Annotated in this window: 19 protein-coding genes; 9 read left to right on the top strand and 10 right to left on the bottom strand. The window is 64.3% G+C overall.

Annotated elements, in window-relative coordinates:
• Window positions 1-40: 40 nt before the first annotated feature.
• Window positions 41-508: a DUF6650 family protein gene (locus TVC13_RS05690; RefSeq protein ID WP_422400259.1), complete on the bottom strand. Its 468-nt coding sequence runs from the start codon at window positions 506-508 to the stop codon at window positions 41-43.
• A 177-nt stretch (window positions 509-685) separates the two neighbouring features.
• On the opposite strand from TVC13_RS05690, the gene TVC13_RS05685 reads away from it, so the two are divergent.
• Window positions 686-811 (top strand): hypothetical protein, encoded by a 126-nt coding sequence (locus tag TVC13_RS05685; RefSeq protein ID WP_422400258.1) that lies wholly within the window; start codon window positions 686-688, stop codon window positions 809-811.
• On the opposite strand, the gene TVC13_RS05680 is transcribed toward TVC13_RS05685, so the two are convergent.
• Window positions 808-1005: a hypothetical protein gene (locus TVC13_RS05680; RefSeq protein ID WP_422400257.1), complete on the bottom strand. Its 198-nt coding sequence runs from the start codon at window positions 1003-1005 to the stop codon at window positions 808-810. The genes TVC13_RS05685 and TVC13_RS05680 overlap by 4 nt on opposite strands.
• A 179-nt stretch (window positions 1006-1184) precedes the next feature.
• On the opposite strand from TVC13_RS05680, the gene TVC13_RS05675 reads away from it, so the two are divergent.
• Complete coding sequence (locus tag TVC13_RS05675; RefSeq protein WP_422400256.1) at window positions 1185-1778, top strand: MarR family winged helix-turn-helix transcriptional regulator; 594 nt, start codon at window positions 1185-1187, stop codon at window positions 1776-1778.
• 9 nt (window positions 1779-1787) lie between these two features.
• Here TVC13_RS05675 and TVC13_RS05670 read toward each other — a convergent pair whose 3' ends face one another.
• Both TVC13_RS05670 and TVC13_RS05665 read right to left on the bottom strand, forming a co-directional pair.
• Window positions 1788-3011, bottom strand: a complete 1224-nt coding sequence (locus tag TVC13_RS05670) for an MFS transporter (protein ID WP_422400255.1) — start codon at window positions 3009-3011, stop codon at window positions 1788-1790.
• Window positions 3012-3058: 47 nt separating this feature from the next.
• Complete coding sequence (locus TVC13_RS05665) at window positions 3059-3388, bottom strand: hypothetical protein (protein ID WP_422400254.1); 330 nt, start codon at window positions 3386-3388, stop codon at window positions 3059-3061.
• 52 nt (window positions 3389-3440) lie between these two features.
• On the opposite strand from TVC13_RS05665, the gene TVC13_RS05660 reads away from it, so the two are divergent.
• Window positions 3441-4007: an ATP-binding protein gene (locus TVC13_RS05660; RefSeq protein ID WP_422400253.1), complete on the top strand. Its 567-nt coding sequence runs from the start codon at window positions 3441-3443 to the stop codon at window positions 4005-4007.
• Between the two features lie 45 nt (window positions 4008-4052).
• On the top strand, window positions 4053-4511 hold the full coding sequence (locus TVC13_RS05655; protein WP_422400252.1) for a GyrI-like domain-containing protein: 459 nt from the start codon (window positions 4053-4055) through the stop codon (window positions 4509-4511).
• 27 nt (window positions 4512-4538) lie between these two features.
• On the opposite strand, the gene TVC13_RS05650 is transcribed toward TVC13_RS05655, so the two are convergent.
• Both TVC13_RS05650 and TVC13_RS05645 read right to left on the bottom strand, forming a co-directional pair.
• On the bottom strand, window positions 4539-4745 hold the full coding sequence (locus TVC13_RS05650; protein ID WP_422400251.1) for a hypothetical protein: 207 nt from the start codon (window positions 4743-4745) through the stop codon (window positions 4539-4541).
• Window positions 4746-4797: 52 nt separating this feature from the next.
• Window positions 4798-5130: a hypothetical protein gene (locus TVC13_RS05645; protein ID WP_422400250.1), complete on the bottom strand. Its 333-nt coding sequence runs from the start codon at window positions 5128-5130 to the stop codon at window positions 4798-4800.
• Between the two features lie 220 nt (window positions 5131-5350).
• On the opposite strand from TVC13_RS05645, the gene TVC13_RS05640 reads away from it, so the two are divergent.
• The 3 genes from TVC13_RS05640 to TVC13_RS05630 all read left to right on the top strand — a co-directional run bounded on the left by TVC13_RS05640 (window position 5351) and on the right by TVC13_RS05630 (window position 6476).
• Window positions 5351-5821, top strand: coding sequence for an SRPBCC family protein (locus tag TVC13_RS05640; RefSeq protein ID WP_422400249.1), 471 nt, complete (start codon window positions 5351-5353; stop codon window positions 5819-5821).
• Window positions 5822-5877: 56 nt separating this feature from the next.
• Window positions 5878-6099 carry a DUF4177 domain-containing protein gene (locus TVC13_RS05635; protein ID WP_422400248.1) on the top strand — a complete coding sequence of 74 codons (222 nt, stop codon included), beginning with the start codon at window positions 5878-5880 and terminating at the stop codon, window positions 6097-6099.
• Window positions 6100-6203: 104 nt separating this feature from the next.
• A complete protein-coding gene (locus tag TVC13_RS05630; RefSeq protein WP_422400247.1) occupies window positions 6204-6476 on the top strand; it encodes a hypothetical protein in 273 nt (90 codons plus the stop codon).
• A gap of 11 nt (window positions 6477-6487) precedes the next feature.
• Here the strand turns inward: TVC13_RS05630 and TVC13_RS05625 are convergent, their stop codons facing one another.
• Genes TVC13_RS05625 through TVC13_RS05615 form a run of 3 tightly spaced genes read right to left on the bottom strand, consistent with a single transcriptional unit; the run spans window position 6488 to window position 8532 of the window.
• Entirely contained in the window at window positions 6488-7255 is a 768-nt protein-coding gene (locus tag TVC13_RS05625) for an SCO1664 family protein (RefSeq protein WP_422400246.1), read from the bottom strand.
• Window positions 7255-7815 carry a DUF3090 family protein gene (locus TVC13_RS05620; protein ID WP_422400245.1) on the bottom strand — a complete coding sequence of 187 codons (561 nt, stop codon included), beginning with the start codon at window positions 7813-7815 and terminating at the stop codon, window positions 7255-7257. The genes TVC13_RS05625 and TVC13_RS05620 overlap by 1 nt, the downstream gene beginning before the upstream one ends.
• A 9-nt stretch (window positions 7816-7824) precedes the next feature.
• Window positions 7825-8532: a histidine phosphatase family protein gene (locus TVC13_RS05615; RefSeq protein WP_422400244.1), complete on the bottom strand. Its 708-nt coding sequence runs from the start codon at window positions 8530-8532 to the stop codon at window positions 7825-7827.
• 104 nt (window positions 8533-8636) lie between these two features.
• On the opposite strand from TVC13_RS05615, the gene TVC13_RS05610 reads away from it, so the two are divergent.
• Both TVC13_RS05610 and poxB read left to right on the top strand, forming a co-directional pair.
• Entirely contained in the window at window positions 8637-9287 is a 651-nt protein-coding gene (locus tag TVC13_RS05610; RefSeq protein ID WP_422400243.1) for a hypothetical protein, read from the top strand.
• A 131-nt stretch (window positions 9288-9418) separates the two neighbouring features.
• Complete coding sequence (gene poxB / locus TVC13_RS05605) at window positions 9419-11137, top strand: ubiquinone-dependent pyruvate dehydrogenase (protein ID WP_422400242.1); 1719 nt, start codon at window positions 9419-9421, stop codon at window positions 11135-11137.
• A 17-nt stretch (window positions 11138-11154) separates the two neighbouring features.
• Here the strand turns inward: poxB and TVC13_RS05600 are convergent, their stop codons facing one another.
• Window positions 11155-12495, bottom strand: coding sequence for an APC family permease (locus tag TVC13_RS05600; protein ID WP_422400241.1), 1341 nt, complete (start codon window positions 12493-12495; stop codon window positions 11155-11157).
• Between the last annotated feature and the right edge of the window lie 93 nt (window positions 12496-12588).

Genomic DNA, 12588 nt, shown 5'->3' with positions numbered 1-12588 from the left:
TACGTACCTAACCTCTCTGGTCAATAGAGCTAGGCTTTATCTAGACATTGAAGAACCAATTGTTTTTGTCTGGAATAATTGTCGCTAACTCCACTGATACTTCGACATCATATGTAGCCGCGATTATCCCAATGCGATCCCCAACTTCCAAGCGGAGGTGAGTGAGGACCCTTTCGAGCGCGGCTATGTCGACAGGCCCAAGCCTGTTTAGGTTTGCGTCGCTCAACTGGGTCATAAAGTTCATGAACGCGGTTCGAATCGCCTTCAGTTCAAGTTTGAGGTCCCTTCCGATTCCTGGGGTACGCAAAAGAGTTCCGATAAACTCCCGGACGTAGCTCGCCGAGGCGGCGCAATGAGAGGCATCTTCACGGGTAGTGGACTGGAACAATATTCGTCTGTTCTCTAGCTCGTCGATCAAATTGACGGCGATGTCCCTGTCGCTCAGCCCGATTTCCCACTGCACTCCGCCCCAAGGTGAACTGAGGCCGGTCAAACGATATTTAGACATGGCGTGATCCTACTAGGTGCCGTGTCTCTAACGGTGGATGACATTCTGTCTGTCATGTTTTTTGGGAGACGTTGTCCAAGGCTTTGCCAGCGGAAGCAATACCTTCATTTCCTCAGTGATCGACTTCATCAGGGTTCAACGCCTCGCCGGTCCAGCACACAACACACTCTCCAGCTTGTGGTCGGTCTGGAACGTGAGCCCGTGGTCTACGGCGTAGCGGTGTTGGACGGGACTGGCCAGGGCGTGGTGGCTTTTGCGGACGGCATTGTTGACGACGATGATGAAGTACTTCGCCGGGTCTAGCTCATCCCCTCACCGATCAGCCACTCGTTGTCCCAAGGGCGTCCGGAATACCTGGTGGGGTAGAGAATCGCGTTGCTGTGGTGCTCGTTCAAGGTCCCATAGGTTTTGTAGGCGAGGCGTGCATTCCGCAGCGTCATTCCAGACTGCAGGGGAAAGCTGCCCAATGCATACACTTCTTCATAGTCGCTGTGCATGTCGTCCTTCTCTCTGAAGAGAAAGAGATGGGTGCGGTTTATGTGCTGACCGCCGCCTGACTTTGTTTACGGTTCGCCGGGCCGTTGGCGCGCGGCCCAATGTGGGCGGGAGTCCACCTCAAACGCATCCCCGCACGCAGAGCACCAGAGAATCGCAAATAACTTGATATTCTCCCCTGATGGAGCTTGAACGAGACGAACGCGGCGAGCCCGCGACCGATCGCCTTAACTACACGGCCTATCGTCTCGGCAGGGCACTCGACCGGTTTACCGAGAACCTGGCACTGGCCCACGGCGTGACGCTGTCCCAGTTCCTCGTGCTCCAGGTCCTGGGGGAAGGCTTGCCGCTCTCCAACGCCCAGCTGGGACGAAGGACCTTCGTCAGCTCCCAGGCCGCGCACCTCGTGGCGAACGAACTCCTCGAGCTCGGACTCGTGGAACGGGGAAGCCACCCGACCAACCGGCGGATACGCCTCGTCCAGCTCACCGAAGCCGGCTGGGACGTGGTGCAGGCCTGCACGCAGGAACTGCGCGACCACGAACAGCGCCTAACCAGCCATATCGGAAAAGACCTCGGAAACTCGATCGTCGGCGTCCTGGACCACGCTGCCGAGGTCCTTGCCGGCGGATACTTCGGCGATGACGAAGCCGAGGCAGAAGCAGTCTTCCGCCGGCAGATCACCAGCCGGCCGCGGCACGTGCCGTCCCGGCTGGCGGCCAGCCGCCTAAAGGGCCTCAACCGTGAAGCCGACGGCGCCACCCCGGACAGCTAACAAGCACCCCTACTTCGGCGCGGGCCGCGTCCGGACCAGCACCACCACCAGACAGACAAACGCGCTCACCGCAGAGACGGCCAGGGCGACCCGGCCGGAGCTGGCATCGATCACCCAGCCCATCAGCAGCGCCCCAAATGGCACCATGCCGTAACTTCCCATCGTCATCAGGGACATCATGCGCCCAATGAACTGCGGCCGTACCGATTCCTGGGCCGCAGCGTTCACAATCCCTTGGTAATAGCCCACCGCAATGCCCAAGACCGGAGCGGCTGCCAGGAAGAGCAGGAGCGTGGGGGCTGCGGCATTAAGGGCCAGCGCCGCTCCGAAAATGCTGGTTGCCGCAATCATGGACCGCACCGACACCCGCGGCCGCCGGGCGGCCAGGATCCCGCCCAGTACCGCGCCCACAGCGTTGAGGGTGTGAACAGCGCCCACCGCGCCGGCATCACCGCCGTAGGAGAGATTCACGGTAGAGGTGAGCACCAGCCCGAAGTTCATGGCCAAGAGGGAAATCACCACGTTGACCACCAGCAGGGTGTTCACGTCCCGGCTTCGCCGGAAGGCGCCCGACGCCGCTGCCCCCACCGATTTGATCTCGTTTCGCCGCGGCCGCTGCTGGGCCTGGGACGAACGCCGGTGTAGCTCGTCCGGAAGGATCCGCAGCCGCGAAGCAAACACCAGCAGGTAGGCGGCGGCGTTAATAAGGATGCACGCGCTGGGCCCGAGTCCCTGGAAAGCGAGTCCGGCCAGCGCCGGGCCCACCGACCGGGCAGCGGCCAGCGAAATGGTGCTGATGGACGCAGCCTTGGACAGGCTGTCCGGGCCCACCAGCTCGAAGATGATGGTCTGCGCAGCCACCCGTTCAAAGGCCTGGACCGAACCCAGCACCCCCACCATGCCGTAAAGCAGCCACAGATCCGGATCCCGGGTCACCACAAAGACCAGGCTGGCGGTGACAACGGCGGAAGCCAGCGACGTCGCCAGCAGCACAGTGCGCGGTGCCACCCGGTCCAGCAGCCGCCCTGCCGGTATGCCGAGCAGGAAGATCGGCAGGAACTGGGCAATAGTGATGCCGCTCAGGGCCTGGGCACTGCCGGTCGCCCCAAGGACCACCAGCTGCAGGGCGAGGTTCTGGAACCAGACGCCGGTGTTTGAGAGGACCTGCCCGGTGAAGTACCAGGAGAAGTTCGGATACCGGAACGGGCCCGCCGGCCCCGCGCCGCTACCCACGGCAGGCCCGGCGCGACCAACAGAGGCAGCGGAAGCGGCAGCTGGAATCAGACACGGCGGCGGATAAACTCGGCCATCCGCTCGGGGATGCGGGCGGCATCGCTGGACCGCTGGTCGGCATTGTTGGCCCGGATCTCCAGCACTGGAATCCCCTCAGCCTCCAGGGCCTCGGTAATAAACCCGCTGCCGGGTGTATCGTCCGCCACCAGATGCACCACCCCGTCCACCCGATGGCTCAGCGCCTCCTTCACGTACCACTGGGCAGACCACGGCGGCACATAGAGCTGGTCCGTGATCCCGACGAAGCGGGCGGCCAGCGCCCGGACCGGGTCATCGCCGTAGCGCAGGTACCCGTCAGCGGCGATCGCCAGGTACATCGACCAGACGAAAACGGCGCCGAATTCCTCCTGGAACGATCCGAACCGGGACGTGGACTCACTCCTCGACCGGCTGCACGCCGTCAACGTCCGCGCCGTCGACCTCACCGAGGCCCAGCTCATGCTTAGCCGCGCAGACCAGAAGACCTTCACCAGCGAACCGGTTGACCTGTCCCTGCTCCTCGATGAAGCAGCCGAGACCCTGCTGCCTCTCGCGGAAAAACGCCGCGTCAGCCTTCACACCTACGGCGGTGTGGCCGACGCCGTCGGCTCCCGTGCGCTGCTGCGCCAGCTGACAACCAATCTCCTGCACAATGCGATCATCCATAATCTGCCCGAGGACGGCAGAGTGTGGGCGAGGACCGAAGTGGGCCAGTGGAGCATCGAACTCATCGTGGGAAACACCGGCGAGACACTGGCGCCGGACCTGATCTCAACACTTACCGAGCCGTTCCAGCGCGGCACGGACCGTGTGCGTTCGGGCCTGGTGGGCGCCGGCTTGGGACTGGCCATCCTCAAGAACATTGTCCAGGCCCACGACGGAATCCTCACTATTGCGGGAAGGCCCGCCGGCGGCATCCGGGTCTCCGCGGTTCTGCCCGCCGGGGTGGGCGGTTAGCCCGTTCCCTGTCCTGGGTTGCGGGGGAAGGTTAGCGTGGAAAGCATGACGGACATCAAGATCACCGAACGCCCCGAGCAGGCGACGGCTGCCATTCGCGGGCAGGTGCCGATGGCCGGACTGGCAGACTTCTTCTCGCACGCGTTCTCCGACATCATGGCGGCTCTGCAGAAACAGGGCGTGCAGCCTGTGGGCCCGCCGTTCGGCAAGTACTACGGACAGCCCGGAGCCCTGGTCAACGTCGAAGCAGGGTTCCCGGTTCCCGGCATCATCGATCCTGCCGGGAACGTTGTGCCGGGGCATCTTCCGGCAGGAAGGATTGTCGAGGCGACGCACATTGGTTCGTTCGACACTTTGGCAAACACCTACGCGGATGTCGAGAGCTTCTTCACTGATCACAAGCTCAAACCGCGCGAAGTGATGTGGGAGAACTACCTTGCAGATCCCGAGACCGAGCAGATCCCGGAGAACGCGCGCACCCAGATCTGCTGGCCGGTCGACTGAATCCGGAACCTTTCCACCGGGTGCCGGCTAGGCGCCGTTGGCCCGGCGCTGCGGGCGAAGGAGCACAACACCCGTTCCCAGCGCAGCAGCGAGCAATCCGAGCCCTGCGGTGAGCCAGAGCTGCCCTGGTCCGGGCGATCCGAAAAGCGCCGGAATGTTCAGGACGAGGGCTCCTGCCGCCAGCGACATCGTGAGCAGCAGAGTGATGAAGTTGCGGTTCGGTTTGTTTTGCATCAATGATCCTTTTGTTGAAGCCGAATAGTGCAGGCTGATTCACGAGGGAAAGTCAGTGCCTGACGGCGGCAGCGGAGCCAGGCTTTTCGCGCTGCAGCCCGTGCCATGCAAGCAAGGTGATGACGGCGAAGAAGCCGGCGAGCATCCAGTTGGAGTTATTGGCCATATACCCGCCGGCGGTCGCGATCATCGCCGCAACTGGAAGCCACGGCATGAACTGCCAATGACGCAGGCCCGCCACGATTCCGGCAACAACGGCTGCCAGCGCTCCGGTGACTGGAAAGATCTCTGTCTGGTCCGTTGCCAGGCCGCCGATGGTGACGACGGCGGTGCCGAGCAGGACTACCGCAAGGATGGGAAGGGCTGCACGAAAGGCGGACTTCATTGTTTCCTTCTGGCCGGTGGTAGCTGTCCGGCCACCCTAGACGGCGACGGAACAGACCTCAAACGGTGCTTCCTTCCGCCCATCCGTTTATAGGAGAGGAGTCATCTAGAGGTGCGGCTCGTCAGCCTTGTACCGGTACTCGTGCCGGAGGCGCTTCACGAAAACCTCTCCGACGCAGATGGAAAGCCCCGCCCCGCCTGCTAGCTGCAATACTCCACAGATGACCGTTTCCTTCGAATGCGCCACCCGGACCACCATGCCCAGTGCCGAGTTGTTCGACCGTGCGCGGAACATCGACGCCCACAAAGACTCGATGGCCCGGTCCCGCGAAGAGGCGGTCGCGGGTGTGACTACGGGCCCCATTTCCCTGGGCGAGGACGTCACCTGGCGGGCCTGGCACTTCGGTGTCCCGCTCAGGATGACGAGTCGCATCACCGGCATGGAAGCCCCAGACTACTTCGTCGATGAGCAGGTCAAAGGACCGTTCAAGCGGTTCCGGCATGAGCACGAATTCAAAGAGGATTCGGCCGGCACGGTCATGATCGACCGCATCGAGTTTGAAGCTCCCTTCGGCCCGCTTGGCCGACTGGTGGAGAAACTGGTGCTGGGCCGTTACATGCAGAACCTCATCGAGTCCCGCAACAGATTCCTTGTCATGGAACCGAATCAAGACCAAACTCCAGTGCCATAGGAAATCCCCAGGTGGGCCACAGCCATCCGGTAGCATTCCCTTTCTAATCGACAAAAATGGGGGACAACATGCCGCACTATGTAGTTCTGCAAGTAATTCTGAAAGAGAAATTCATGGGGTCCGGATCAGGAAATCTGACGTCACTGGAACAGGCCATAAATGAACAGGCTGCGAAAGGGTACAGGCTCCACACGGTGACCACCGCGAGCAGCGGCAGCAAGGGCTTTGGCGGTGGAGACCGGATCCAGGCGACGATGGTTTTCGAAAGTCTCGGCTAACTGCGGTGGAAGATGGCATGAGCCAGGGGAAGACTTCGGTTCCTCCCGCAACAGACCCCCAAAGGACACGTTTCAGTGGGGCGGCCATAACGGGGATGCTCCTCGTGACGATCGTCTGGGTGATCATCACCGGTCCGCTCATCAGCATGCTGGGCCGGGGAGGCTCCGGCGACCCCACCTTGGACTTCATTGTCTTGTCCGGCCTGATTGTCCTGCTCGGAGGGGTAGCGGGATTCGTCGTGGCACTCATCAACGGAAACAAGAGACGCGCCGCCCGCCTGTACATCATTCCGTCTCTGATCTGGCAGGGAACGGTCCTGGCCGCTGTTATTTGGCTGCTGATCGCTCTGGCCAATTACGATCCCTACGGAGGATAAGGAGACCCTAGCTAAAACAGTGGCCAGGGAACCGCAGGCATCCCGCCGCTCGGACCCGGGAACACCGCCGTCGTGCGCAGCCGGGCACAGCGCGCGGCAAGCGCCTCGATCTCCTCGGCGGTCAGCAGCTCCGCCAGCTTCGCGCCAAGCTCACCCTCCAAAGCAGTGAGAACGCGATCAACGCCCGCGAGCTCCTCGGCGCTCAAAGACTCACCGATCCATCCCCAGAGCACGGTCCGCAGCTTGTGCTCGGCGTGGAGCGTGACCCCGTGGTCCACGCCGTACCGGTGCCCGCCGGGCATGGGAAGGATGTGATTGCCTTTGCGGTCGGCATTGTTGACGACGACGTCGAACACCGCCATCCGCCGCAGCGCCGCAGTGTCCTCGTGAATGAGGGCGACGATCTGCCCTTCCTGGTCCTCGCCCTCGAGCACGAGCTTGAACCCGGACTCCGGCACCTCACCGAGAGGCACCAGATCCACCGCGTCCTGCTCCGGATCGGCATCCTGCCAAAGCTGGACCATGCCCTCGCCCAGTGGGCCGTCGCGCAGCCAGGTGCGCGGCACGATGTTCCACCCCAAGGCTTCGGAGACCAGATACGCGGCGACTTCGCGGTGCGCCAGGCAGCCGTCGGGGAAATCCCACAGCGGCTTCTCGCCCGCAATGGGTTTATAGACAACTTCCGCGTCGCCGATGCTGCCTAGGAACGTGGCGTTCGACGCCGTCGTAATCCGCCCGGTGAGTGTCAGCTCATCGGTGAGCAGGTCAGGCTCCGGCATTAGTTTTCGGGGAGGGCGCAGGTGTGGCCGTCGTCGTCGATCGGCTGTCCGCAGATCACGCAGATCGGACGCCCGGCGCCCACCACTTCCCGCGTGCGCTTCGCGAAGGCGCGGGCGGTGCCCACAGGCATCCGCACCCGCAGCACCTCGGCGGCGTCAGCATCGTCGTCGTCGCCTTCCTCGAGGAGGCCGTCGTCGTCCTCATCGACTTCTTCGATGGGGTAGGCCTCGATGACGACCTGCGCCGTGGTCGGGTCCCAGCCAAGGCTCATCACACCGGCGCGGAACTGTTCCTCCACAGGGCCCAGATCGTCATTGTCCACGAGTTCCAGGGGAGTGTTCGCGGGAACATGGAAGGGGTTGCCGTCGATGGTCATCAGCTGGTCGAGGATCTCATCGATCTTCTCCGCCAGCTGGTCCGCCTGCAGCTTCTCCATCGCGATGCTGATGAGCTGCTTGCCTGCCCGCGCCTGCAGGTAGAACGTGCGCTGACCGGGGACGCCGACGGTGCCGACTACTACGCGGTCCGGCCAGTCGAAATCATGAACGGTTGTAGGCATAGGACTACTCTAGGCTCCTTGGGCGGGCGGCGCTGCGTGTCCCGCGCCACCTCCCACCGGCGCATCGTCCTGCCCGTGGACAGCTGCCAGCCACGAAAGGTCTCCGGAATCGGTATTGGTGGCATGCACGGTGGGGCGCCCCGGGCCGTAGCGCACGATCGACAGCGACGCCGGCCCGACGTCGATGCGCTGGAACATGTCCAGATGCATGCCAAGCGCGTCGGCCAGGACTGATTTGATGATGTCCCCGTGGCTCACCGCAGCCCAGACTGCGCCAGGTCCGTGCTCGGCTTCGAACGCCGCATCGTGGCGGCGGACCGCAGCGACCGAACGGGCCTGCATTGTGGCCATGGACTCACCGCCCGGGAAGGTCACGGCCGACGGCTGCGACTGCACCACCTTCCACAGGTCCTCCTTCGCGAGGTCGGCAAGGGTGCCGCCCTGCCACTGGCCGTAATCACACTCGGTGAGATCGTCGTCGACCGGCGCGTGCGGAGCGGCTTTCTGCCGGTCCAGGATGAACTGCGCGGTCTGCCGGCAGCGCTCGAGCGGGCTGGACACCACGCCCACGAGGGGCACGACGGCGAGCCGGTCACCAGCCGCTGCCGCCTGGTCCCGGCCGGTGTCGTCGAGGCTGACGCCGGGGGTGCGGCCGGCCAGCAGGCCGGAGGCATTCGCTGTGGTGCGGCCGTGCCGCACGAGGATTACTGTCGCCATGCCCCCAGCCTAGTTCCCTGACCGGTGGGGGCGACCGGGAGGGCATGCGGGTACTGACGCTTGCGTTGCCCGTATGCTGCTCTCTGACAACGAGGGGAGCGGACATGGGTGCAGCGGAACCGGAGGCTGCAAACGGCTTGCCAGCTGAGGAAGAAGCGCCGGACCAGCCGGTTTCCGGGCCTGGCCCGGGCTTGGGCTGGGGAACCTTGCTCGGAGCCGTCGGCCTGCTGCTCTTCGGCGGACACCTCCTGCTTGAACGGATAAGTGTCCACGGAGGAAATGGCCAGCGGCTCCTCTTTTTTCTGGTCATGGACGAAAGCATGTGGAGCCTGGTGTTCTTCGTCCTCGGCGGAATCTGCGTGGCCATAGCGGTCCCGTGCCTGCTTCCACCACTCCTAAACAGAATCCGTCTCCGTTGGCTGCGCTGGATCCTGAAAACCCTGCTGACCTTGTTGTACCTGTCCCTGCTCGCCATTTGGGCGCTCTTTTCCCTCTTCCTCCTTTTGATCGCCGCCGTGTGGAGCTACTCGTCCTATTCGGACGGCGAAGGGCACCGGGCCCTGGTCCGGTATCAGAGCTACGGCGTCGAAATCTGGACGCCCTACGCCGGCCCGCTCTACCAGCGGTTTGAAGGCCCGGCACTGACGGACATGGAGGCGGTTGCGGAAGAAGATTGCACGCTCAGCCCCGGCGACGCAGGCTTGGAACTCAGGTGCGGCCGGGACGTCATTCTCCTTAAGCCTGCAGACGATTAGCAGCGCTGCCGGATCCCCGGGCAGGAGACCCAGGGACTTTGACCGGACGCGGCGCCGGGGCCTCGCTGGCACTGCCGGAGCACGGGGTCCTAGACTGGACCCTCCGTCTGAGTCCCGAGCAGAGGAGCACCATGGCCACCATCGCCGAGAACATCGTCCAGACCCTCGCAGCCAATGGAATCCAGCGGATCTGGGGTGTCCCCGGTGACTCCCTGAACGCGGTGACCGAGGCCATCCGCCGGGAGAAGGGCATCGAGTGGATGCTGACCCGGCACGAGGAGGAGGCCGCGTTTGCGGCCGCCGGGGAAGCCGCGCTGACGGGTGAGCTCGCCGTCTGCGCCGGCAGCTGCGGGCCCGGCAACATGCACCTGATCAACGGCCTTTACGACGCGCACCGGAGCCGGGTCCCCGTCCTCGCGATCGCTGCGCACATTCCCACCGAGGAGATCGGCAGCCAGTACTTCCAGGAGACCCGGCCCACGGAACTCTTCCGCGACTGCGCCGTGTTCTGCGAAACGGTGCTGAGCCCGGAGCAGATGCCGCGGCTGCTGGAGATCGCCATGCGCACCGCCATCGAAAAGCAGGGCGTCGCCGTCCTCGTGATCACAGGGGACACGGCGTCGCAGGACGCCGTCAGCGACCGGGTGCCCGAGGTGCGGCGCTCCAGTCCCGTGACGGTTCCCTCGCCAGCCGAGCTCCAGGAGGCAGCGGACACGCTCAACTCCTGTGGAAACGTGACGATCCTTGCCGGAGGCGGAGTCGAGGGCGCCCGGGAGGAAGTCCTCGCGCTCGCGGACGCACTCGGGGCGCCGATCGTGCACGCCCTGCGGGGCAAGGAGTTCATCGAATGGGACAACCCGTTCGACGTCGGCATGACCGGCCTGCTCGGGTTCGCCTCCGGGTACCGGGCGATGGAAAGCTGCGACGCACTGCTGATGCTTGGCACGGATTTCCCGTACCAGCAGTTCTATCCGGAGAAGGCGAAGATGCTGCAGATCGACATCCGCGGCGAGCAGCTTGGCCGCCGGGCGCCGCTGACCCAGGGCATGGTCGGCGGTGTACGGGAGACGGCGGCGGCGCTGCTCCCGCTGCTCGAACGGAAGCAGGACCGCACCCATCTGGAGAAGTCGCTGGACCACTACCGGCGCACCCGCGCCCAGCTCGATGACCTGGAGAAACAGGGGCCGGGCCCCATCCATCCGCAGCACCTCACGCACCTGATCGACGAACTGGCGGATGAGGACGCGGTCTTCCTGCCCGACGTCGGCACTCCGGTTATTTGGGCCTGCCGCCACCTGCACATTGGCCCGCGACGGCGGCTGATCGGCTCCTTCTGGCACGGCACCATGGCCGCGGCAACACCGCTGGGCCTCGGCGCGCAGGCGGTGGACCGGAACCGGCAGGTGGTGGTGCTCGCCGGCGACGGCGGCCTCGCGATGATGCTCGGTGAACTGCTGACGGCCGTACAGCACAAGCTGCCTATCAAGATCGTGGTGTTCAACAACGCTGCGCTCAGCTTCGTGGAGGTGGAGATGAAGGCGGCCGGCATCGTCAACTTCGGCACCGGACTCGAGAACCCGGACTTTGGAGCGGTGGCGCAGGCCGTGGGGATGCACGGGGAAAGCGTGAGCCGCCCGGAGGACCTGGACGGGGCACTGCGCCGCGCCTTTGCGCACGACGGGCCTGCGCTCGTGTCGGTTGCGGTGGACCGGCAGGAGCTGTCCATGCCGCCGAAGATCGACGCGAAGCAGGCCACGGGCTTCGCGCTCTACGCGCTGCGGACCGTGATCGCCGGAAACGGGCGCGAACTCATCGACCTCGCCCGGGCGAATGCGCGGCAGCTGCTCTGAGGCTCCGGCGTCGTAAGTCAGTTGGCGCTCTTGCGTTCCTCGCGCTTGCGCCGGGCCCGGGCCGCGAGGAACAACAGGGATCCGACCGCAACGTAGGCGGCGGAGCCGAGCCAGATGGGCCCGGTTTGCTGGGTCAGGAGCACGATGCTCGCGATGATCGCCAGGACAGGTATGAACCTGGGTGCGGTGAAGTGGTCGTGGTCGACTTTGTCCTTCTTGAGGACGAGGACGCTGACGTTGGCGGAAAGGAACACCAGGAGCAGGAGCAGCACCGTGGTTTCGGCGAGCGAGGCAACATTCCCGGTCAGTGTGAGGACGATCGTCAGGCCGGCTATGACAACGATTGAAACCCAGGGGGTGCGGCGGCCCGGGAGGACACGGCTGAAGGCGCGGGGAAGCAGTTCGGCTTCTGCCAGCCCGTAGCCAACGCGGCTGGCCATGACCATAAACAGCAGGGCCCCGTTGGCAATGGCGATCAGCGCTATGAGGCTGAACAGCCAGGGCGGGATTCCGACGCCGCTGGCTGCGACGACGTCGAGCAGGGGTCCGGTCGATTCGGCCAGGTCAGCCGGCGGCACCACGATGACCGCGCCGAGGGCAATGAGGAGATAGACAAGCCCTGCGGTACTAATGGCACCGAACAGTGCGCGGGGGTAGGACTTGGACGGTTTACGCACTTCCTCGGCCATGTTGGCCGCTGCTTCGAAGCCGAGGAACGAGAAGAAGGCGACGATGGATGCGGCAAAGGCGCCCTGGAGGGGCGGTACGTCCGGGGCGAACTCAAGGAGCCGGGAGGGCTCCCCGTTCCCGGAGGCGAGGACGATGCCGGCGACGAAGATGACGATGACCAGACCGCTGACCTCGATGATTGAGGCGACGAGGTTCGCGGTGAGGGACTCCCGGACTCCGCGCAGGTTGATCAGGGTCAGCACGATGATGAACACCACCGCTGCGGGGGCCGCAGGCACGTCGATGATCGCGGTTAGGTAATCGCCGGCGAACGCGTTTGCGAGGGCGGCGGCCGTGGTGATGCCTGAGGCCATCATCAGGAATCCGACGATGAAGGACAGGTACGGGATGCCGAACGCCCGGTCGACGTACCGCGCGGCTCCGCCCGCGTGCGGATATTTGGTGATCAGCTCTGCGTAGGTTGCGGCGGTAAGCAGCGCAACGACCAATGCGATGAGCAGCGGCAGCCAGATTGCGCCGCCGACATCGGCGGCCATGGTGCCCACCAGGGTGTAGATGCCGGCCCCGAGGGTGTCGCCCACGATAAACGCGAACAGCAGCGGCGTGCCAACTGCCCGCTTCAACCCGGTTTGCGGTTTTGAGGCGGCCTTGCCGGCATCCTTTGTCATTGGGCTATTGGAGATCTTTTGCTATCCCAGCGCAAGAGAACATTTGTACCTTTCCCAGCCGGGTTTCGTATGAATTCCTCCGATACCATCCAG

The sequence above is a fragment of the Arthrobacter sp. 3Tela_A genome (assembly GCF_049311025.1).
Lineage (GTDB): Bacteria > Actinomycetota > Actinomycetes > Actinomycetales > Micrococcaceae > Arthrobacter_B.
The sequence above is the reverse complement of the archived record's forward strand: the minus strand, read 5'-3'. Positions and strand labels throughout refer to the sequence as shown.

Bases quoted from the DNA above. Each gene is read 5' to 3' on its own strand.
- TVC13_RS05690 (WP_422400259.1), bottom strand. From the start codon at position 508: ATGTCTAAATATCGTTTGACCGGCCTCAGTTCACCTTGGGGCGGAGTG.
- TVC13_RS05680 (WP_422400257.1), bottom strand. From the start codon at position 1,005: ATGCACAGCGACTATGAAGAAGTGTATGCATTGGGCAGCTTTCCCCTG.
- TVC13_RS05675 (WP_422400256.1), top strand. From the start codon at position 1,185: ATGGAGCTTGAACGAGACGAACGCGGCGAGCCCGCGACCGATCGCCTT.
- TVC13_RS05665 (WP_422400254.1), bottom strand. From the start codon at position 3,388: ATGTACCTGGCGATCGCCGCTGACGGGTACCTGCGCTACGGCGATGAC.
- TVC13_RS05655 (WP_422400252.1), top strand. From the start codon at position 4,053: ATGACGGACATCAAGATCACCGAACGCCCCGAGCAGGCGACGGCTGCC.
- TVC13_RS05650 (WP_422400251.1), bottom strand. From the start codon at position 4,745: ATGCAAAACAAACCGAACCGCAACTTCATCACTCTGCTGCTCACGATG.
- TVC13_RS05645 (WP_422400250.1), bottom strand. From the start codon at position 5,130: ATGAAGTCCGCCTTTCGTGCAGCCCTTCCCATCCTTGCGGTAGTCCTG.
- TVC13_RS05640 (WP_422400249.1), top strand. From the start codon at position 5,351: ATGACCGTTTCCTTCGAATGCGCCACCCGGACCACCATGCCCAGTGCC.
- TVC13_RS05635 (WP_422400248.1), top strand. From the start codon at position 5,878: ATGGGGGACAACATGCCGCACTATGTAGTTCTGCAAGTAATTCTGAAA.
- TVC13_RS05625 (WP_422400246.1), bottom strand. From the start codon at position 7,255: ATGCCGGAGCCTGACCTGCTCACCGATGAGCTGACACTCACCGGGCGG.
- TVC13_RS05620 (WP_422400245.1), bottom strand. From the start codon at position 7,815: ATGCCTACAACCGTTCATGATTTCGACTGGCCGGACCGCGTAGTAGTC.
- TVC13_RS05615 (WP_422400244.1), bottom strand. From the start codon at position 8,532: ATGGCGACAGTAATCCTCGTGCGGCACGGCCGCACCACAGCGAATGCC.
- TVC13_RS05610 (WP_422400243.1), top strand. From the start codon at position 8,637: ATGGGTGCAGCGGAACCGGAGGCTGCAAACGGCTTGCCAGCTGAGGAA.
- poxB (WP_422400242.1), top strand. From the start codon at position 9,419: ATGGCCACCATCGCCGAGAACATCGTCCAGACCCTCGCAGCCAATGGA.
- TVC13_RS05600 (WP_422400241.1), bottom strand. From the start codon at position 12,495: ATGACAAAGGATGCCGGCAAGGCCGCCTCAAAACCGCAAACCGGGTTG.